17 protein-coding genes and 1 pseudogene are annotated in these 19,697 nt (G+C 73.1%); 16 read left to right on the top strand and 2 right to left on the bottom strand.

The features are described from left to right. The first annotated feature begins 97 nt into the window (after positions 1–97). Complete coding sequence (locus QMG39_RS00195) at positions 98–1,093, top strand: methylenetetrahydrofolate reductase (RefSeq protein WP_281881765.1); 996 nt, start codon at positions 98–100, stop codon at positions 1,091–1,093. Further along, positions 1,090–3,425, top strand: a pseudogene (gene metE / locus QMG39_RS00190) (5-methyltetrahydropteroyltriglutamate--homocysteine S-methyltransferase). The gene QMG39_RS00195 and the pseudogene metE overlap by 4 nt, the downstream one beginning before the upstream one ends. A gap of 114 nt (positions 3,426–3,539) precedes the next feature. Here metE and lexA read toward each other — a convergent pair. Further along, a complete protein-coding gene (gene lexA / locus QMG39_RS00185) occupies positions 3,540–4,241 on the bottom strand; it encodes a transcriptional repressor LexA (RefSeq protein WP_281881764.1) in 702 nt (233 codons plus the stop codon). 266 nt (positions 4,242–4,507) lie between these two features. Here lexA and QMG39_RS00180 point away from each other — a divergent pair, with 266 nt between their 5' ends. The 9 genes from QMG39_RS00180 to QMG39_RS00140 all read left to right on the top strand — a co-directional run bounded on the left by QMG39_RS00180 (position 4,508) and on the right by QMG39_RS00140 (position 15,909). Further along, on the top strand, positions 4,508–4,906 hold the full coding sequence (locus QMG39_RS00180; protein ID WP_281881762.1) for a LysM peptidoglycan-binding domain-containing protein: 399 nt from the start codon (positions 4,508–4,510) through the stop codon (positions 4,904–4,906). Between the two features lie 64 nt (positions 4,907–4,970). After that, complete coding sequence (locus QMG39_RS00175) at positions 4,971–6,047, top strand: histidinol-phosphate transaminase (RefSeq protein ID WP_281881761.1); 1,077 nt, start codon at positions 4,971–4,973, stop codon at positions 6,045–6,047. A gap of 65 nt (positions 6,048–6,112) precedes the next feature. Then, positions 6,113–6,721, top strand: a complete 609-nt coding sequence (gene hisB / locus QMG39_RS00170; RefSeq protein ID WP_281881760.1) for an imidazoleglycerol-phosphate dehydratase HisB — start codon at positions 6,113–6,115, stop codon at positions 6,719–6,721. Then, a complete protein-coding gene (gene hisH, locus QMG39_RS00165) occupies positions 6,718–7,353 on the top strand; it encodes an imidazole glycerol phosphate synthase subunit HisH (RefSeq protein ID WP_281881758.1) in 636 nt (211 codons plus the stop codon). The genes hisB and hisH overlap by 4 nt, the downstream gene beginning before the upstream one ends. A 112-nt stretch (positions 7,354–7,465) precedes the next feature. Continuing rightward, on the top strand, positions 7,466–8,212 hold the full coding sequence (priA, locus tag QMG39_RS00160; protein WP_281881757.1) for a bifunctional 1-(5-phosphoribosyl)-5-((5-phosphoribosylamino)methylideneamino)imidazole-4-carboxamide isomerase/phosphoribosylanthranilate isomerase PriA: 747 nt from the start codon (positions 7,466–7,468) through the stop codon (positions 8,210–8,212). Then, positions 8,196–9,020 (top strand): SseB family protein, encoded by an 825-nt coding sequence (locus QMG39_RS00155; protein ID WP_281881755.1) that lies wholly within the window; start codon positions 8,196–8,198, stop codon positions 9,018–9,020. Before priA ends, QMG39_RS00155 begins: the two co-directional genes overlap by 17 nt. Positions 9,021–9,100: 80 nt before the next feature. Further along, positions 9,101–10,492, top strand: coding sequence for a pyridoxal phosphate-dependent decarboxylase family protein (locus QMG39_RS00150; protein ID WP_281881754.1), 1,392 nt, complete (start codon positions 9,101–9,103; stop codon positions 10,490–10,492). A 44-nt stretch (positions 10,493–10,536) separates the two neighbouring features. Then, a complete protein-coding gene (locus tag QMG39_RS00145) occupies positions 10,537–15,090 on the top strand; it encodes an ATP-dependent helicase (protein ID WP_281881752.1) in 4,554 nt (1,517 codons plus the stop codon). Positions 15,091–15,132: 42 nt separating this feature from the next. Further along, entirely contained in the window at positions 15,133–15,909 is a 777-nt protein-coding gene (locus QMG39_RS00140; protein WP_281881750.1) for a DNA-formamidopyrimidine glycosylase family protein, read from the top strand. Positions 15,910–15,956: 47 nt separating this feature from the next. Here the strand turns inward: QMG39_RS00140 and QMG39_RS00135 are convergent, their stop codons facing one another. After that, entirely contained in the window at positions 15,957–16,346 is a 390-nt protein-coding gene (locus QMG39_RS00135; RefSeq protein WP_373878281.1) for a DUF1844 domain-containing protein, read from the bottom strand. A 227-nt stretch (positions 16,347–16,573) separates the two neighbouring features. Here QMG39_RS00135 and infC point away from each other — a divergent pair, with 227 nt between their 5' ends. The 5 genes from infC (at position 16,574) to QMG39_RS00110 (ending at position 19,653) form a co-directional block, all read left to right on the top strand. After that, on the top strand, positions 16,574–17,161 hold the full coding sequence (infC, locus tag QMG39_RS00130; RefSeq protein ID WP_281887097.1) for a translation initiation factor IF-3: 588 nt from the start codon (positions 16,574–16,576) through the stop codon (positions 17,159–17,161). 79 nt (positions 17,162–17,240) lie between these two features. After that, positions 17,241–17,435, top strand: a complete 195-nt coding sequence (gene rpmI, locus QMG39_RS00125) for a 50S ribosomal protein L35 (protein ID WP_281881746.1) — start codon at positions 17,241–17,243, stop codon at positions 17,433–17,435. A gap of 29 nt (positions 17,436–17,464) precedes the next feature. After that, a complete protein-coding gene (gene rplT / locus QMG39_RS00120) occupies positions 17,465–17,857 on the top strand; it encodes a 50S ribosomal protein L20 (RefSeq protein WP_281881745.1) in 393 nt (130 codons plus the stop codon). 90 nt (positions 17,858–17,947) lie between these two features. After that, positions 17,948–18,748: a TrmH family RNA methyltransferase gene (locus tag QMG39_RS00115; RefSeq protein WP_281881743.1), complete on the top strand. Its 801-nt coding sequence runs from the start codon at positions 17,948–17,950 to the stop codon at positions 18,746–18,748. 116 nt (positions 18,749–18,864) lie between these two features. Beyond that, positions 18,865–19,653: an amino acid ABC transporter ATP-binding protein gene (locus QMG39_RS00110; protein ID WP_281881741.1), complete on the top strand. Its 789-nt coding sequence runs from the start codon at positions 18,865–18,867 to the stop codon at positions 19,651–19,653. Positions 19,654–19,697: the final 44 nt, after the last annotated feature.

Here is a 19,697-nt window from a genome sequence, read left to right as displayed (position 1 = left end):
GAGCGACCGCCGAGCCCGGCACCCGCCCGCGACACCGACCACGCGTCGGGTCCGCGGCCTGCCGTGCGCCCCGTCGCCCCGAGACGATGGGTGCCCGATGTCCGAGACCGGCCGAATGCGCACGCACGACGGCGCCGCCGTGCGGCGCGTGCCCGTGTCGTTCGAGCTGTTCCCGCCCCGGTCGGATGCGGCGGCCATCGCCCTCGGCCGCACCATCGACAAGCTCGCCGAGGCCGACCCCGCGTTCATCTCGGTGACGTTCGGCGCGGGCGGCTCGTCGCGCGACCGCTCCCTCACGGTGCTGCGGTACATCCTCGACCAGACCACGGTCGAGCCCATGGCGCACCTCACCTGCGTAGGTTCCTCGCACGCCGAGGCGAACCGGCTGGTGCGCGAATTCCTCGACGCGGGCATCACGAGCTTCCTCGCGCTGCGCGGCGACCCGCCGGCGGGCGCGGAGGAGGGCGACGGGCTCGGCGACCTCGGGTCGTCGGCCGAGCTCGTGCAGCTCATCCACCGGGTGCAGCAGGAGCGCGAGCCGTTCGCGCAGCTCGGCGTGCCGGGTGCGCCCAGGGCGCGGCGCATCGAGGACCGCCCGCGCCCCGAGCGCGTCGCGGTCGCCACGTTCCCCACGGGGCATCCGCGCTCGGCCAATCGCCGGCAGGACGTCGACGCCCTCCTCGCGAAGGAGGTCGCGGGCGCGAACCTCGCGATCACCCAGCTCTTCTGGCACGCCGACGACTACCTCGGGTTCGTCGAGCTCGCACGCGAGGGCGGCGTGACCATCCCGATCCTGCCCGGCATCATGCCGGTCGTCTCGCCGAGGCGGCTCGCGCGGCTCACCGAGCTGACCGGCGTGCCGGCGCCCGACGACCTCGCGATCGCGCTCGAGGTCGAGCCCGACGAGGCGGCGCAGCGCGAGATCGGCATGCGGTTCGCCGCAGGCCTCGCCCGCGCCGTGATCGACGGCGGCGCGCCCGGCCTCCACCTCTACACCTTCAACCGCCACGAGGCCGTGCTGGGCGTGCTCGCCGAGCTCGGCCTCTACCCACCCCGGGCCGCCCGGCCCACGTCACTCACGGAGCACGCATGACCCGCACGACCTTCCCGTCCGGCACCATCCTCGGCTACCCGCGCATCGGGCGCCGCCGCGAGCTCAAGCGCGCGGTGGAGTCCTTCTGGGCGGGCCGCATCGACGAGGCCGAGCTCGAGCGCACCGCCGCCGAGCTGCGCGCCGCGACCCGTGCGCGCCTCCAGGAGCTCGGCCTCGGCGCCGACGACTCGTCGATCCCCGAGTCGTTCTCGTACTACGACCAGGTGCTCGACGCCGCGGTCGCGGTCGGCGCGATCCCCGAGCGCTTCGCGGACCTCGTGGACGACTCGGGCCGCGTGGGCCTCGACGCCTACTTCACGATCGCGCGCGGCGAGGGCGAGAAGGCGCCCCTCGAGATGACCAAGTGGTTCGACTCGAACTACCACTACCTGGTGCCCGAGATCGCGGCCGACACCGCCTTCCGTCTCGCCGACGACCGCCTCGTGCGCGAGGTCGCCGAGGCGCGCGAGAACGGCCTCGTCACGCGGCCGGTCGTGGTCGGCCCCGTGACGCTGCTGCTGCTCAGCAAGGCGGCGGACGGGTCGGATGCCTCCTTCCGGCCGCTCGACCGCCTCGGCGACCTGCTTCCCGTGTACGTCGAGCTCCTCGCCCGGCTGGCCGACGCGGGTGCCGAGTGGGTGCAGTTCGACGAGCCGGCGCTCGTGTCGGAGAGCATCGACGTCGACCCGGCCGATGCGCGGGCGGCGCTCGCGACGGCGTACGACGCGCTCGGCGGGGCATCCGCTCGCCCCTCGATCTTCGTCGCGGCGCCCTACGGCGCGCTCGACGCGGCACTCCCGGTGCTCGCCGCGAGCCCGGTCGAGGCGATCGGCCTCGACCTCGTGCGCGGCTCGGCGCCCGTCGGCCTCGACGAGGCCACCCTCGCCGGCCTCGCGACCAAGACCCTCGTCGCGGGCGTGGTCGACGGCCACAACGTGTGGCGCGGCGACCTCGCCGGCGCGCTGGCCGCGGCCGAGGGCCTGCGCGGCCTCGGCGCCGACCTCGCCGTGTCGACCTCGACCTCGCTGCTGCACGTGCCGCACGACGTCGACGACGAGCCCTCGCTCGACGCGCGGCTGCGCTCCTGGCTCGCGTTCGCCGACCAGAAGGTCGCCCAGGTCGCCGTGCTCGCGCGCGGCCTCGCCGGGGAGCGGACGCCGTCGCCGACGAGCTCGCGGCCGCGACCCACGCGCTGGCCGACCGCCTCGGTGCGCCGGGCGTGCGCGACGGCGCGGTGCGCGACCGCCTCGCGGGCCTCGGCGCCGGCGCGACCGACCGCGCCGACTACGACGAGCGCGTCGCCGCGCAGGCCGAGCTCGACCTCCCGGTACTGCCGACGACGACGATCGGCTCGTTCCCGCAGACCGGCGACATCCGCCGCGCACGCGCCCGTCACGCGCGCGGCGAGCTCGACGACGCCGGCTACGAGTCGCTCATGCGCGAGGAGATCGAGCGCGTCATCCGCCTGCAGGAGGAGATCGGCCTCGACGTGCTCGTGCACGGCGAGCCCGAGCGCAACGACATGGTGCAGTACTTCGCCGAGCTGCTCGACGGCTTCGCGGTCACCGAGAACGGCTGGGTGCAGTCGTACGGCAGCCGCTGCACGCGCCCGTCCATCCTCTGGGGCGACGTGTCGCGGCCCGAGCCGATGACCGTCGCGTGGTCGCGGTACGCGCAGTCGCTCTCCGACAAGCCCGTCAAGGGCATGCTGACGGGCCCGGTGACGATCCTCGCCTGGTCGTTCGTGCGCGACGACCAGCCGCTCGGCGACACCGCGAACCAGGTCGCCCTCGCACTGCGCGACGAGATCGCCGACCTCGAGCAGGCGGGCATCCGCATCATCCAGGTCGACGAGCCGGCGCTGCGCGAGCTGCTGCCGCTGAAGCGCGCCGACCAGCCCGCGTACCTCGACTGGTCGGTGGGGGCGTTCCGCCTCGCGACCGGCGGCGCGGCGACGGCCACGCAGGTGCACACGCACCTCTGCTACTCGGAGTTCGGCGTGGTGATCGACGCGATCCGCGCGCTCGACGCCGACGTGACGAGCATCGAGGCGGCGCGCAGCCGCATGGAGGTCGTCGACGACCTGCGGACGAGCGGGTTCGACCACGGCGTCGGCCCGGGCGTCTACGACATCCACTCGCCGCGCGTGCCGAGCGTCGCCGAGGTCACCCAGCTGCTCGAGCGTGCCGCCGGTGCGCTGCCGCTCCGCCAGGTCTGGGTGAACCCCGACTGCGGCCTGAAGACCCGCGGCTACGACGAGACCGTGGCGTCGCTGCGCAACATCATCGACGCGACCCGCGAGGTGCGCGCCCGCCAGGCGGTGCAGGCCTGATCGGATGCCCCGGGGCGCACGCCGCCCCGGGGCATCCGTCGCCCTGCCTCCGCGAGCCTGCATGTTTCGTCGTTCCGAGCGCTGAGAACGACGAAACGTGCAGGCTCGCGGTGTTCAGACGGTGCGGAGCACGGCGACGACCTTGCCGAGCACCTCGGCGTAGTCGCCGATGATCGGCTCGAAGGCGCTGTTGCGGGGGAGCAGCCAGGTGTGGCCGTCGCGCTGGCGGAAGACCTTCACCGTGGCCTCGCCGTCGAGCATCGCGGCGACGATCTCGCCGTTCTCGGCCTCCTGCTGGCGACGCACGACGACCCAGTCGCCGTCGCAGATGGCCGCGTCGATCATGGAGTCGCCGACGACCTTGAGGATGAACAGCTCGCCCTTGCCCACGAGCTGGCGGGGGAGCGGGAACACCTCCTCGATCTGCTGGTCGGCGGTGATCGGCACGCCCGCGGCGATGCGCCCGACGAGCGGCACCATCGCCGCGTCGCCGACCGGGGCCGGTGCGCCCGATGCGCCCGCCGAGCCGGTCTCGTCGGCGGACTCGGTCTGCGAGGGCGTCTCGATCAGCACCTCGAGCGCGCGGGGGCGGTTCGGGTCGCGGCGAAGGTAGCCGCTCAGCTCGAGCTGGCTGAGCTGGTGGGCGACGCTCGACAGCGACGAGAGCCCGACCGCGTCGCCGATCTCGCGCATGCTCGGCGGGTACCCGCGGGTCGACACCGACCGCTGGATCACGTCGAGGATCTGCAGCTGCTTGGCGCTGAGGCTCTTGCGTCGCCGGGTCGCCCTGCGCTCTGTTCCGTTCTCGGTGTCCACGTGTCTCGCCCTCCACAGGTCCGTCTGCCGGGGCCGGTCGATCGAATGTCGGTGGGTGCTGATCGACTGTCGCCAGACACTCGAAACTGTATCCGGCGTGTCGGGTGCGGGCAAACATATGTTCGAGCGTGTCGCGCGGAATTCCGGGCGAATCGCCTCGGATCGAGGGTTGAGTGTTCGAAACATCGAAGGTATATTCGGAACAGAGCTTCGCGCCGGCCTTCCCGGCCGAAGGCCGACGCGGAGCTCGACCAGGGAGGTGCGAGATGACGATGGCAATCCACAGCGGCACGGTCTTCGGTTCGCCGCGCACAACGACGTCAGGGCAGTCGACGGATGCCCCCGCGGGCGGGAGCCGGGTGCGCACGCGCCTGCGCCTCACGCGACGGGGCCGACTCGTGTTCGGCACGCTCGGCGTGCTCGTGGTGCTGGCGTTCGCCCTGCTGCTCCCGCTCGCCGCATCCCCGGCGGTGGCGGGCGACGAGGCCGCCGAGCCGCTCGAGGTCATCACGGTCGAGCACGGGCAGTCCCTCTGGGCGATCGCGGAGTCGATCGCCCCGCAGGCCGACCCCCGCGAGGTCATCGCCGACATCCTGAGCCTGAACGGGCTGGAGTCGGCCGAGCTCGTGCCGGGGCAGCAGCTCGCGCTGCCGGCCGGCCGCTGAGCCCTCGGCAGCGCGGCGGTCCGCGCCGCCGAAACACCACCGGCGTGCTCAGTAGCATGAGTGCGTGACGACCCTCGACGACCTGCCGATCCGAGACGACCTGCGCGGCAAGATCCCCTACGGCGCACCGCAGTTGCACGTGCCCGTCGCGCTGAACGTCAACGAGAACACGCACCCCATTCCGGAGGACGTCGCGCACGACATCATCGCCCGCATCGCGCAGGCACTGCTGAGCCTCAACCGGTATCCCGACCGCGAGTTCACCGCGCTCCGCGAGGCGCTCGCGGGCTACCTCGGCCACGGGCTGTCGCCAGACCGCATCTGGGCGGCGAACGGCTCGAACGAGGTGCTCCAGCAGGTGCTGCAGGCGTTCGGCGGGTTCGGGCGCACCGCGCTCGGCTTCACGCCCACGTACTCGATGTACCCGCTGCTCTCGTCGGGCGTGGGCGTCGAGTGGATCGGTGCCGACCGCGACGCCGACTTCGAGCTCTCGCCCGAGACCGCCGTGCGCGCGGTCGAGGAACACGACCCCGACATCGTGATCCTCTGCTCGCCGAACAATCCGACCGGCACCCCGGTCCCACTCGAGACCGTGCGGGCCGTCGCCGACGCAGCGCGCGGCATCGTGGTGGTCGACGAGGCCTACGCCGAGTTCGCGCCCCCCGGCTCGCCCAGCGCGCTGTCGCTGCTCGAGGGCCGGCCGCGCCTGATCGTGTCCCGCACCATGAGCAAGGCGTTCGCCTTCGCCGGCGCCCGCGTGGGCTACCTCGCCGCCGACCCCGCCGTGATCGACGCGATCCGCCTCGTGCGCCTGCCGTACCACCTCTCCGCGCTCACCCAGGCGGCGGCGATCGGCGCGGTCGAGCACGCGCCCCAGATGCTCGCGATGGTCGACGACATCCGTGGCCAGCGCGACCGCATCTCCGCCGAGCTCGCCGGGCTCGGCTACCGCCCGTACCGCTCGTGGAGCAACTTCGTGCTCTTCGCGGGCGTCGACGATCCGCAGGCGACCTGGGCGGCGCTGCGCGATCGCGGCGTGCTCGTGCGCGATGTCGGCATCCCCGGCACGCTGCGGGTGAGCGCCGGCACGGAGACCGAGACCACGGCGTTCCTCGAGGCGATCGCCGCCGTCGGGCGCTGAGCCCGGGGCATCCGCCCGCCTGCACCCCGGAGAACCGCCCGCAACACCCGCAATAGGATGGCCGCATGAGCACCCCCGCACGGACCGCCCGCGTGCAGCGCGAGACGAGCGAGTCGAGCATCGACCTCTCGCTCGACCTCGACGGCACCGGGGAGAGCGACATCGAGACCTCGGTGCCGTTCTACGACCACCTGCTCACGGCGTTCGCGAAGCACTCGCTGACCGACCTGCGCGTGCGCGCGAGCGGCGACATCGAGATCGACGTGCACCACACCGTGGAGGACGTCGGCATCGTGCTCGGCACGGCCATCAAGCAGGCGCTCGGCGACAAGCGCGGCATCTCGCGCTACGGCGACGCGCTCGTGCCGCTCGACGAGGCGCTCGCGCAGGCCGTCGTCGACATCTCCGGGCGTCCGTACCTCGTGCACACCGGCGAGCCCGCCGGCTTCGAACTGCACCTCATCGGGGGCCACTTCACGGGGTCGATGGTGCGCCACGTCTTCGAGGCGATCACCTTCCACTCCGCGATGACCGTGCACGTCGACGTGCGCGCGGGCCGCGACCCGCACCACATCGCCGAGGCCGAGTTCAAGGCGTTCGCGCGCGCGTTCCGCCAGGCCAAGGCGCTCGACCCGCTCGTGTCCGGCATCCCGTCGACGAAGGGCGCGCTGTGACCCGACCGAGCGTGGTCGTGCTCGACTACGGCACCGGCAACGTGCACTCGGCGGTCAAGGCGCTCGAGCGCGCCGGCGCCGACGTCGAACTCACGGCGGACCGCTCCGCCGCGATGGAGGCCGACGGCCTGCTCGTGCCCGGCGTCGGCGCGTTCAGCGCGGTCATGGCGGCGCTGAAGGGCGTGCGCGGCGACGAGATCGTCGACCGCCGGCTCGCGGGCGGCCGCCCCGTCATGGGCATCTGCGTGGGCATGCAGGTGCTGTTCGAGCACGGCATCGAGCGCGGGGTCGACACCGAGGGGCTCGGCGAGTGGCCGGGTACGGTCACCGAGCTCCCGGCATCCGTGCTGCCGCACATGGGCTGGAACACGATCGACGCGCCCGACGACTCGGTGCTCTTCGAGGGGCTCCACGACGAGCGGTTCTACTTCGTGCACTCGTACGCGGCGATGGAGTGGACGCTCGACGTGCAGCCGCCGTTCCCGCAGCCCCGCGTGACCTGGTCGGAGCACGGCGCACCGTTCCTCGCGGCGGTCGAGAACGGACCGCTCACGGCGACGCAGTTCCACCCGGAGAAGTCGGCCGACGCGGGCATCCGCCTGCTGTCGAACTGGCTCGGCACGCTGCGCTGAGCGGCCGGGATCCGCGCGGGGACGGCGTGTGCGATCGGCCCGTCGCACGCGAGTAGGATGCTGTGACTGTGCCGGTCTCCCGTTCCAGCGAGGCCACGATACGAGGACAGTGATGAGCGAGTTCAACAGGACCCCGCGTCTTGTGCTGCTTCCGGCGGTGGACGTCGCCGGCGGCAAGGCGGTACGCCTGACGCAGGGCGAGGCGGGTTCCGAGACCAACTACGGCGACCCGATCGACGCGGCCGAGGACTGGGCCAAGCAGGGGGCCGAGTGGATCCACCTGGTCGACCTGGACGCGGCCTTCGGACGCGGCAGCAACACCGGGATCCTGAAGAAGGTCATCCGCCAGGTGCGCGGCGTGAACATCGAGCTGTCGGGCGGCATCCGCGACGACGCGTCGCTCGAGAAGGCGCTCGAGATCGGCGCGAAGCGCATCAACCTCGGCACCGCGGCGCTCGAGAACCCCGAGTGGGCGGCGTCGGTCATCGCGCAGTACGGCGAGGCCGTCGCGGTCGGGCTGGACGTGCGCGGCACGACGCTCGCGGCACGCGGCTGGACCAAGGAGGGCGGCGATCTCTGGCAGGTCATGGACCGCCTCGAGGAGGCCGGCTGCGCACGCTACGTCGTCACCGACGTCACCAAGGACGGCACGCTGCAGGGCCCGAACGTCGACCTGCTGCGCCAGGTCATGGAGCGCACCCGCCGCCCCGTCATCGCGTCGGGCGGCATCTCGAGCCTGGACGACCTCGCCGCACTGCGCGAACTCGTGCCGCTCGGGCTCGAGGGCGCGATCGTGGGCAAGGCGCTCTACTCGCGCGCGTTCACGCTCGCCGAGGCGCTGGATGTCGCCGGCCACTGAGCCCGGCGGGGGCGAGGCGGCGGATGCCGCTGAGCCGGTGCATCCCGGACACCTCGCCGATTCGGCGGGACAGCCGTGGGCCGGCCGCTCGTTCACCCCGAACGCGCACGCGGCCGACGACGGCACGATGCCCGAACGCCTCGCCGAGGCGATCCGCCGCTTCCGTGCGGGCGAGGTCGGCCAGGCCGAGGTCGTCGACGCCTTCCGCGACGCGCGCCTGCTGATCCCGCTCGTGGCGCAGCTGGGCGACGGCGGCACGGAGGTCGGCGCGCACGGCCTGGCGATCGAGAAGAGCCAGGAGCTCGCGATCGTGACGGTCGCCGGGCCCGACGGCCGCAACGTGCTGCCCGTGTTCGGCTCGGTCGCCGCGATGTTGGCGTGGAACCCGCAGGCGCGCCCGGTGCCCGCCGACGGCGTGCGGGTCGCGCTCGCCGCCGCGAGCGAGGACACCGAGCTCGTCGTGCTCGACCCCGGCAGCGCGGGCGAGTTCGTGCTGCGTCGGCCCGCGCTGTGGTCGGTCGCGCAGTCGCAGCCGTGGCGTCCCGCGTTCGAGGACGACGCCGTGACCGACGCCTTCGCGCGCTCGATCGCGAGCGAGTTGGCGGCCGTCGCCACGACGCTCGAACCGGGCGACCCGGGGGCGCGCCTGGCGGGCCCCGAGGTGGTCGTGCGCCTCGAACTCCTCGCCGGGCTCGAGCGCGCCGAGCTCGACGCCGTGCTGCAGCGGCTCGCGCAGCGGTGGGCCGCGGACGACGACATCGCGACGCGCGTCGACAGCCTGACCGTGCGGCTCGTCACCGCCGACTGACGGTCGCGCCGCGTTCGCGCCCTCTACCGCTGGTCGAGCGGAGACGGCAGACTTCGGGCAGGTCAACCCGAGGAGGCCGCATGGCGGACGGCATCGAGCACCCGATCGAGTACGACGCGCCGCTGGACGCGGCCTCCCGTGCGGCGCGACGATGGCTGACCGGCCTGCAGGACCGTCCGTTCGCCGCTCCGGCCGACGTCGAGGCGGTGAAGGACGCCCTCGGCCGCGACCTGCCCGCCGACGGCCGCGCCGCCTCCGACGTGATCGAGCACCTGGCAGAGACGGTCGAGCCTGCGCTGCTGCTCAGCCAGTCCGGCCGATTCTTCGGCTGGGTGTTCGGCGGCACGCTCCCGGCGGCGCTCGCGGCGGACTGGCTCGTGGGTGCGTGGGACCAGGACGCCCTGTCGCGCTCGTGGATGCCCGGCACGACGGCCGCCGAGGAGCTCGCGGGCGAGTGGGTGGCCGACCTGCTCGGATTCCCGGCCAGCACCGAGGTCGGCTTCGTGACCGGCGCGACGATGGCGAACTTCTCCGGCCTGCTGGTCGGTCGCGACACCGTGCTCGCCGATGCCGGCTGGGACGTGTCCGTCGACGGACTCGCCGGAGCGCCACCGGTCCGGGTCGTGGTCGGGGCCGCGTGCCACGCCTCGGTGCTCCTGGCGCTGCGCTATCTCGGCCTCGGGGCGCCGGTCGTGGTCGGGGCCGACGACCAGGGCCGCATCGACGTGGCGGCGCTCGAGCGCGAACTGGCCGCCTCGGACGCGCCGACGCTGGTGTGCCTCCAGGCGGGCGACCTCCACTCCGGGGCGTTCGACGACTTCGCGGGCGCCGTCGCCGTCGCCCACGAGGCGGGCGCCTGGGTGCACGTGGACGGCGCGTTCGGGCTGTGGGCGGCGGCGTCGCCGTCGGCCCGCCATCTGACCGCGGGGCTGGCGGGCGTCGACTCCGCGAGCACCGACGCGCACAAGACGCTGAACGCGCCGTACGACTGCGGGATCGTCTTCTGCACCCGGCCGGGCCTGATGCAGCGCTCGCTCGGCACCCGCGCGAGCTACCTTCCGCCCCCGGGTGCGACGCCAGATCCGATGGACACCGCGCCCGAGATGTCCCGGCGCGCCCGCGGGGTGCCGGTCTACGCCGCGCTGGCCGCGCTCGGCCGGGACGGCGTCGCGGCGCTCGTGGACCGGCTCATCGCGGGTGCGTCGCGGCTTGCGGCCGGCCTGGAGGCCATCCCCGGCGTCCAGGTGCTGAACGACCTCGAGTACACGCAGGTGTGCGTCGCGCTCGAGGACGACGCCGCGACGGATGCCGCCTATGCGCACGTCATGGCGAGCGGGGAGGCGTTCGTGTTCCCGTCGGTGTGGCGCGGGCGGCACGTCATCCGGTTCTCGGTGAGCAACTGGACGACGGGGGAGGCCGAGATCGACCGGACGATCGAGGCGGTGCGACGGGCGGCGTCCGAGGCGGGGTGAGTGCTGCCCGGCCCGGTGTCGGCGGCATCGGCTTGAATGGAGGCGTGGGCTCCGTGCTCGATCGGTTCTCGGAAGCCACGCGCGCGTGGTTCACCGAGTCCTTCCGCGCGCCCACCGACGCCCAGGCCGGCGCGTGGGACGCGATCTCGCAGGGCGAGCACTCGCTCATCGTCGCGCCGACCGGCTCGGGAAAGACCCTCGCGGCCTTCCTCTGGGCGATCGACCGGCTGGTCCGCGGCCACGGCGAGGCCCCGGAGGGCGAGGGCGAGGCGGATGCCCCTGAGTCGGCGCCCCGCGGCACCCGCGTGCTCTACATCTCCCCGCTCAAGGCGCTCGGCGTCGACGTCGAGCGCAACCTGCGCGCCCCGCTCGTGGGCATCGCCCGCACCTCGGAGCGCCTCGGCGTCGCCGCGCCCGACATCACGGTCGGCGTGCGCTCGGGCGACACGACCCCCGCCGAGCGGCGCCTGCTCGTGCGCACCCCGCCCGAGATCCTCATCACGACGCCCGAGTCGCTGTTCCTGCTGCTCACCTCGAACGCCCGCGAGTCGCTGCGCGACGTCGACACCGTGATCGTCGACGAGATCCACGCGATGGCGGGCACCAAGCGCGGCGCGCACCTCGCGGTGAGCCTCGAGCGGCTCGACGCGCTGCTCGCGCGCCCGGCGCAGCGCATCGGCCTGTCGGCGACGGTGCGCCCGCACGACGAGGTCGCGCGCTTCCTCGCGGGCACCGCGCCCGTGCGCGTCGTCGCGCCGCCGTCGGGCAAGCGGTTCGACCTGCGGGTCGTCGTGCCGCTCGAGGACATGGGCGACCTCGCCGCCGAGCAGGGCACGATCTGGCCGCACGTCGAGGAGGCGATCGTCGACGACGTGATGGCGCACCGCTCCTCGATCGTGTTCGCGAACTCGCGCCGGCTCGCCGAGCGGCTCACCGCGAGGCTCAACGAGATCCACGCCGAGCGCGCGGCGCTGGTGACGGCGGGAGCGGCCGACCCAGCGGCATCCGACGGCTTCGTGCCCCCGCCGACCCGCCCGCCCGCCGAGATGATCGCCGCCTCGGGCGCGACTTCGGGCGCCGAGCCGCTGCTCGCGCGCGCCCACCACGGCTCGGTGAGCAAGGAGGAGCGCGCCGGCATCGAGGACGACCTGAAGTCCGGCCGCCTCCGCTGCGTGGTCGCCACGTCGAGCCTCGAGCTCGGCATCGACATGGGCGCGGTCGACCTGGTGGTGCAGGTCGAGTCGCCGCCGTCGGTCGCGAGCGGCCTGCAGCGCGTGGGTCGCGCCGGCCACCAGGTCGGCGAGGTCTCGCGCGGCGTGCTGTACCCGAAGCACCGCGCCGACCTCGTGCACACCGCGGTCGCGACCGAGCGCATGGTCGCCGGCGCGATCGAGGAACTCGCGATCCCGGCGAACCCGCTCGACATCCTCGCCCAGCAGACCATCGCCGCGTGCGCACTCGACCCGCTCGACGTCGACGACTGGTACGACACCGTGCGCCGTTCCGCGCCGTTCGCCGGGCTGCCGCGCTCGGCGTACGAGGCCACGCTCGACCTGCTCGCGGGCCGCTACCCGTCCGACCGGTTCGCCGAGCTGCGACCGCGCATCGTCTGGGACCGCGACGCCGGCACCCTGAACGGCCGCCCCGGCGCGCAGCGCCTCGCCGTCACGAGCGGCGGCACCATTCCCGACCGCGGCATGTTCGGCGTGTTCATGGCGGGGGAGGAAGGCACCAACCGCCGCGTCGGCGAGCTCGACGAGGAGATGGTCTACGAGTCGCGCGTCGGCGACGTGTTCGCGCTCGGCGCGACGAGCTGGCGCATCCAGGACATCACGCACGACCGCGTGGTCGTCACCCCCGCGTTCGGGCAGCCCGGCCGGCTGCCGTTCTGGAAGGGCGACGGCCTGGGGCGCCCCGCCGAGCTCGGTCGGGCGATCGGCGCGTTCGTGCGCGAGGTGTCCGATGCGAGCCCGGCGGATGCCTCGGCGCGCGCCGCCGCCGCAGGGCTCGACGCGCGCGCCACGACGAACCTCGTCGCGTTCCTCGACGAGCAGCGCCGCGCCACCCGGCACCTGCCGACCGACCGCACGATCGTCGTCGAGCGCTTCCGCGACGAGCTGGGCGACTGGCGGGTCGTCATGCACGCCCCGTTCGGGACGCCCGTGCACGCGCCGTGGGCGCTCGCCGTGGGCGCCCGCATCCGCGAGCGGTACGGCGTCGACGCCAATGCGGTCGCGAGCGACGACGGCATCGTCATCCGCATGCCCGACACGGGCGGCGACCCGCCCGCGGCCGACCTGTTCGTGTTCGAGACCGACGAGCTGGTCGAGCTCGTGACCGAGGAGGTCGGCGGCTCGGCGCTGTTCGCCTCCCGGTTCCGCGAGTGCGCGGCCCGCGCGCTGCTCCTGCCCCGCCTGAACCCCGGCCGGCGCTCGCCGCTCTGGCAGCAGCGTCAGCGCGCCTCGCAACTGCTCGAGGTGGCGCGCGACTACGGCGACTTCCCGATCATCCTCGAGACCGTGCGTGAGTGCCTGCAGGACGTCTACGACCTCCCGTCGTTGCGCACCGTGAGCGAGGACATCGCCGCCCGCCGCATCCGCGTGGCCGAGACCGAGACCGAGACCGCCAGCCCGTTCGCCGCGAGCCTGCTCTTCGGCTACGTCGGCGCGTTCATGTACGAGGGCGACTCGCCGCTCGCCGAGCGGCGCGCGGCCGCGCTCTCGCTCGACACCGGCATGCTCGCCGAGCTCCTCGGCACCGTCGAGCTGCGCGAGCTGCTCGATCCCGAGGTCATCGCGCAGGCCGAGGCCGAGCTGCAGCGCCTCGACCCCGAGCGGCGGGCTCGCGGCGCCGAGGGCGTCGCCGACCTGCTCCGCGAGCTCGGGCCGCTGTCGGCCGACGAGGTGGCCGCCAGGGTCGACGACGAGACGGATGCCCCCGAGGCGCTCGCCGCGCTCGCCGCCGCGCGGCGCGTGGCAGAGGTCGCCTTCGCTGGTGCCGAGCGCTGGGCCGTCGTCGAGGACGCGAGCCGCCTGCGCGACGCGCTCGGGGTGCCCATCCCGCCCGGCGTGCCCGACGCGTTCGCCGAGGCCGTGGCCGACCCGGTCGGCGACCTGGTCAGCCGCTACGCTCGCACCCACGGCCCGTTCACCGCACAGTCGGTGGCCGAGCGCCTCGGCATCGGCTCGGCCGTCGCGACCGCCGCGCTCCGGCGCCTCGCGGCCGACCGGCGCGTGGTCGAGGGGGAGTTCCGCCCGCACGGCACCGGCACCGAGTGGTGCGACGCCGAGGTGCTGCGCCGGCTGCGGCGCCGGTCGCTCGCCGCGCTGCGCAAGGAGGTCGAGCCCGTCGACCAGCGCGCCTACGCCCGGTTCCTGCCCGACTGGCAGCACGTCGGCGGCCGGCTGCGCGGCGTCGACGGCGTGCTGCAGGTCGTCGAGCAGCTCGAGGGCGCGCGCCTGCCCGCCTCGGCGTGGGAGTCGCTCGTGCTGCCCGGCCGGGTGGCCGACTACAGCCCGGCCATGCTCGACGAGCTGACCGCGGCCGGCGAGGTGCTCTGGGCCGGGGCGGGCGCCATGCCCGGCAACGACGGCTGGATCACCCTGCACCTGGCCGACACCGCGCCGCTCTCGCTGCCCCTGCCGGTCGACACCGAGCCGTCGGCGCTCGAGCAGGAGGTGCTCGCCACGCTCGGCACGGGAGGTGCGTACTTCTTCCGCCAGCTCGCCGACGCGGTCGGCAGCACCGACGACCAGGCGCTCGCCGAGGCGATCTGGAACCTCGCCTGGGCAGGGCTCGTGACCAACGACACCTTCTCGCCCGTGCGGGCGATGCTTGCGGGCGGGCGCACGAGCCACGCGCCGACCCGCCCTACCCCTCGATCGCGTGCGTACGCAGGCCGTGGCCGGGTGAGCGGCCGGCCGGCCAGCCCGCTGCGCACGGGCCCGCCGAACGTCGCCGGGCGCTGGTCGATCCTCCCGGTCGCCGACGACTCGGCGACGCGACGCGCGCATGCGCTCGGCGAGACGCTCCTCGACCGGCACGGCGTGGTGACGCGCGGCGCGGTGGTCGCCGAGGGCATCGTCGGAGGCTTCGCGCTGGCCTATCGCACCCTCGCCGGGTTCGAGGAGTCGGGCCGCGTGCGCCGCGGGTACTTCATCGACGGGCTCGGCGCCGCCCAGTTCGGCAGCGCGGGCGCCGTCGACCGCCTCCGCACCGCGCCCGAGGCGCCGACCCTCGTTCTCGCGGCGACCGACCCCGCCAACCCCTACGGTGCGGCCCTGCCGTGGCCGGAGCTGCCCGTCGACGGGCACCGGCCCGGGCGGAAGGCCGGCGCCATGGTGATCCTCGTCGACGGCGCGCTCGTCGCCTACGTCGAGCGCGGCGGCAAGACGATCATCGCCTTCACCGACGACGCCGAGGTGCTGCGCGGGGCCGCGACGGCGCTGGCCGCGGTCGTGCAGCGCAGTGCCGTGGATCGACTCCGCGTCGAGACCGTGAACGGTGTGTACGTGCTCGGCACGCCCGCGGGCGACGCACTGCAGGAGGCGGGCTTCCGCACGACGCCGAGGGGACTGCGGATCAGTGCTCGTGGGTGAGTTCAGTGCGCGGGGCTGATCCGGCGGCCCGGGGGGAGCGCCGTGCCCGAGGGTGACACCGTCTGGCGGGCGGCGCGCCGGCTCGACGAGACGTTGGCGGGGGCATCCGTCGTCTCGTCCGACGTGCGCGTGCCGCGCTACGCGACCGTCGACCTCGCCGGCGAGACCGTGCACGGCGTCGCCTCGCGCGGCAAGCACCTGCTCATGCGCATCGGCGACCGGGTCGTGCACACGCACCTGAAGATGGAGGGGGAGTGGCGCGTGCTCCGGCCGGGGCAGCGCTGGCCGCACCCCGCGCACCGTGCGCGAATCGTCATCACGACGCCCGAGGCCGTCGCGATCGGGTTCGACCTCGGCATCGTCGAGGTGTTCCCGGCCGACGAGGAGGCCGATCGGCTCGACTACCTCGGGCCCGACCTGCTCGGCGACGACTGGGACGCCGCCGAGGCCGTCAGGCGCCTCGCGTCGCACCCCGAGCAGGAGATCATCGTCGCGCTCGCCGACCAGCGCAACCTCGCCGGGCTCGGCAACGAGTACGTCAACGAGCTCTGCTTCCTGCGCGGGCTCGCGCCCGGGCGCCCGGTGGCCCAGGTCGACCTCGCACCCGCCGTCGCGCTCGCCGAGCGACTGATCCGCGCCAACCGCGACCGCGTCGCGCGCACCACCACGGGCGACACCCGGCGCGGCATGCGCCTCTGGGTGCATGGCCGCGGCGGCCAGCCGTGCCGGCGCTGCGGCACGACGATCCGGCACGCGCGCCACGGGCGCACCGAGCTCGAGCTGCGCGAGACCTGGTGGTGCCCGAGCTGCCAGACGTGACGCGGGCGGGCGTCAGCTGCGCGGCATCCGCCCGCTCACAGCCGGGGTCAGTTGACCGGGCCGGTCCACTTCTCGCCGGGGCCCTGCCCGATCGGGTCGGGAATGACGGATGCCTCGCGGAACGCCAGCTGCAGCGAGCGCAGTCCGTCGCGCAGGCTCCGAGCGTGCATGTCGCTGATCTCCGGGGCGCCTGCCGTGATGAGCCCCGCGAGGGCGTTGATGAGCTTGCGCGCCTCGTCGAGGTCGACCTCCGCGTCGGGGTCGTCGGCCAGCCCGCACTTCACGGCGGCGGCGCTCATGAGGTGGACGGCGGTGGTGGTGATCACCTCGACCGCGGGCACCTCGGCGATGTCGCGGGTGGCGTCGACGGTGGCATCCGACGGGGGATTCTGAGACACGTGGAACCTCTGGTAGACTTCTGCGGGCTCCGGGGCCATTCCCCGGTACGAAAGTGGAGATTCTCCCACCCGCGCTTGACCGCCTCACTAGGTTACCGGGTAGATCGCACTCCGCTTGCCGGCCTCAGGGCCGGGAAGTAGACAGGGTGCCGTAGGTGCCGCACGTGGAAGTACACGGGCGGCGGTGCGTGGATTTCCGCCTTCGTCGCCAGGCGGCATCCGCTCCCTGGCGCAGCAGGAAATGCTCGAAACAGAGGAGTACACGCATCAGCGATCCCCGTACCAACGACCGTATCCGCGTTCCCGAGGTCCGCCTCGTGGGGCCCAGCGGAGAGCAGGTCGGCGTCGTCAAGATCGAGGTTGCCCTGCGACTCGCGCAGGAAGCAGACCTCGACCTCGTCGAGGTCGCTCCGAACTCGAAGCCGCCCGTGGCCAAGATCATGGACTACGGCAAGTTCAAGTACGAGGCTGCGCAGAAGGCCAAGGAGGCCCGGCGCAACCAGGCGAACACGATCCTCAAGGAGGTCCGGTTCCGCCTCAAGATCGACAAGCACGACTACGAGACCAAGATGAAGCGCGCCGTCGGCTTCCTGAAGGCCGGCGACAAGGTCAAGGCGATGATCCTGTTCCGCGGGCGCGAGCAGTCGCGTCCCGAGATGGGCGTCCGCCTGCTGCAGCGCTTCGCGGAGGACGTCGCCGAGTTCGGCACCGTCGAGCACACCCCCACGATCGACGGGCGCAACATGACCATGGTCATCGCTCCCGTGAAGAACAAGTCCGAGGCCAAGGCCGAGGCGAACGCACAGCGTGCTGCGGCCAAGCAGCGTCCCGCGTCGGAGGACGCGGGCGAGTAGGTCGCAGGCGGTTCGCGCCCACCGGTGCGAGCCAGAACCATTCCGCCCCCTCGCGGGGCGGGAACCGAAGGAGAAACGAATGCCCAAGCAGAAGACCCACTCCGGGTCGAAGAAGCGCTTCAAGGTCACCGGCAGCGGCAAGATCAAGAAGCAGCAGGCCGGGATGCGCCACAACCTCGAGGGCAAGTCCTCCGTGCGCACCCGCCGCCTGAACCAGGACAAGGTGGCCTCCAAGGCCGACACCAAGGTCATCAACAAGCTGCTCGGCCGCTGAGCCGAAGAGACCCGTAAGGAACTAGAGCAATGGCAAGAGTCAAGAGGGCCGTCAACGCCCACAAGAAGCGCCGGGTCATCCTCGAGCGCGCCGAGGGCTACCGCGGGCAGCGTTCGCGCCTGTACCGCAAGGCCAAGGAGCAGGTCACGCACTCGCTGGTCTACTCGTACAACGACCGCCGTGCGCGCAAGGGCGACTTCCGCCGCCTGTGGATCCAGCGCATCAACGCCGCGTCGCGCCAGAACGGCCTGACCTACAACCGCTTCATCCAGGGCCTCGGCCTCGCGGGCATCGAGGTGGACCGTCGCATCCTGGCCGACCTCGCCGTGCACGAGCCGGAGACCTTCGCCGGCCTCGTCGAGGCCGCCAAGGCCGCGCTGCCCGCCGACACCTCGGCCCCCAAGGCCGACTCGGCCGCGTAGGCACCGCGTCACGCAGTTCAACGGCCCGTCCCGGAATCGTCCGGGGCGGGCCGTTCGCCGTCTGCGCCAGAGGCTCCCTAGACTGGCCGCATGCTCGAGAACCCGCGCTCGCCGCGCGTGCGCGCCGTCGCGAAGCTCGCCAAGAAGCCCGCCCGCCAGGAGTCGGGGCTGTTCCTGCTCGAAGGGCCCCAGGCCGTCGCCGAGGCCCTCACGTACCGCCCGCAGCTGCTCGTGGAGCTCTACGCGACCCCGACGGCGCTGGAGCGCTACACCGACATCGGCCAGACCGCGGTCGACGCCGGCGTCGACGTCGAGTTCGTCACCGAGGAGGTGCTCGAATCGATGGCCGACACGGTGACCCCGCAGGGGTTCGTCGCCGTGTGCCACCAGTTCCCGACGGCCGCGAAGGACGTGTTCGCCGCGGAGCCGAAGCTCGTCGCGATCCTCGAGGAGGTGCGCGACCCCGGCAACGCGGGCACCATCATCAGGGCGGCGGATGCGGCGGGAGCCGACGCCGTCGTCTTCTCAGGCCGCACGGTCGACCTCTACAACCCCAAGGTCGTGCGCTCGTCGACCGGGTCGATCTTCCACCTCCCGGTCGCGGTCGGCGCCCACCTCGAGGACGTGCTGCAGCGTGCCCGCGGGGCGGGCCTGCAGGTGCTCGCGGCCGACATCGACGGCGAGGACCTGCTCGCGGCGCGCTCCGCGGGCGTGCTCGACGCGCCGACGGCGTGGCTGTTCGGCAACGAGGCGCGCGGGCTCTCCGACGAGCACCGCGACGCCGCGGATCGCGCGATCACGGTGCCGATCTACGGGCAGGCCGAGTCGATGAACCTCGCCACCGCGGCATCCGTCTGCCTGTACGAGAGCGCGTTCGCCCACCGTTCCTGAGCGTTCCTCGCGACATTCCTGAGCGTGTGTCGAACGCCGCATCGGCGAGTTACGAAACGGTAACCGATGCGCTGCCGCTACAGACCGCTCGTGAGCGCGTCCCCTACGTTGGGGGTATGGAGCCCACCACGCCGACTCCGACGACGTCCAACATCCAGGTCGGTCGCGGAGAGCCGCTCGTCGTGATCGAGCAGGTGAACAAGCACTTCGGCGACCTCCACGTGCTGAACGACATCAACACGGAGGTCAACCGCGGCGAGGTCGTCGTCGTCATCGGCCCGTCCGGGTCTGGCAAGTCGACGCTCTGCCGTGCCATCAACCGCCTCGAGACCATCGACTCGGGCACCATCACGATCGACGGCGACGTGCTGCCCGAGGAGGGTGCGGCGCTCGCGAAGCTGCGCGCCGACGTCGGCATGGTCTTCCAGTCGTTCAACCTCTTCGCCCACAAGACGGTGCTCGAGAACGTCACGCTCGCGCCGATCCGGGTCAAGAAGAAGTCGAAGAAGGAGGCCGAGGCGCGCGCCATGGAGCTCCTCGACCGCGTCGGCGTCGCGAACCAGGCATCCAAGATGCCCTCGCAGCTCTCGGGTGGCCAGCAGCAGCGTGTGGCCATCGCCCGCTCGCTGGCGATGAGCCCGAAGCTCATGCTCATGGACGAGCCGACGAGCGCGCTCGACCCCGAGATGATCAACGAGGTGCTCGACGTCATGGTCGGCCTCGCGAAGGACGGCATGACGATGATCGTCGTGACGCACGAGATGGGATTCGCCCGGCGCGCCGCCGACCGGGTGCTCTTCATGGCCGACGGGAAGATCGTCGAGGAGGCCACGCCGAGTGACTTCTTCGACAACCCGCAGTCGGACCGTGCCAAGGACTTCCTCTCGAAGATCTTGGAACACTGAGGCTCGGCCGCCTTCGCGCGGCGGGGGAGATACGCACACAGGAG

Source organism: Agromyces rhizosphaerae (assembly GCF_027925245.1).
In the GTDB taxonomy this organism is placed as follows: Bacteria; Actinomycetota; Actinomycetes; order Actinomycetales; family Microbacteriaceae; genus Agromyces; species Agromyces rhizosphaerae.
The sequence above is the reverse complement of the archived record's forward strand: the minus strand, read 5'-3'. Positions and strand labels throughout refer to the sequence as shown.

Bases quoted from the DNA above. Each gene is read 5' to 3' on its own strand.
- rplT (WP_281881745.1), top strand. From the start codon at position 17,465: ATGGCAAGAGTCAAGAGGGCCGTCAACGCCCACAAGAAGCGCCGGGTC.
- hisB (WP_281881760.1), top strand. From the start codon at position 6,113: ATGAGCACCCCCGCACGGACCGCCCGCGTGCAGCGCGAGACGAGCGAG.
- rpmI (WP_281881746.1), top strand. From the start codon at position 17,241: ATGCCCAAGCAGAAGACCCACTCCGGGTCGAAGAAGCGCTTCAAGGTC.
- QMG39_RS00110 (WP_281881741.1), top strand. From the start codon at position 18,865: ATGGAGCCCACCACGCCGACTCCGACGACGTCCAACATCCAGGTCGGT.
- QMG39_RS00150 (WP_281881754.1), top strand. From the start codon at position 9,101: ATGGCGGACGGCATCGAGCACCCGATCGAGTACGACGCGCCGCTGGAC.
- QMG39_RS00195 (WP_281881765.1), top strand. From the start codon at position 98: ATGTCCGAGACCGGCCGAATGCGCACGCACGACGGCGCCGCCGTGCGG.
- QMG39_RS00135 (WP_373878281.1), bottom strand. From the start codon at position 16,346: ATGGCCCCGGAGCCCGCAGAAGTCTACCAGAGGTTCCACGTGTCTCAG.
- QMG39_RS00115 (WP_281881743.1), top strand. From the start codon at position 17,948: ATGCTCGAGAACCCGCGCTCGCCGCGCGTGCGCGCCGTCGCGAAGCTC.
- QMG39_RS00155 (WP_281881755.1), top strand. From the start codon at position 8,196: ATGTCGCCGGCCACTGAGCCCGGCGGGGGCGAGGCGGCGGATGCCGCT.
- QMG39_RS00180 (WP_281881762.1), top strand. From the start codon at position 4,508: ATGACGATGGCAATCCACAGCGGCACGGTCTTCGGTTCGCCGCGCACA.
- priA (WP_281881757.1), top strand. From the start codon at position 7,466: ATGAGCGAGTTCAACAGGACCCCGCGTCTTGTGCTGCTTCCGGCGGTG.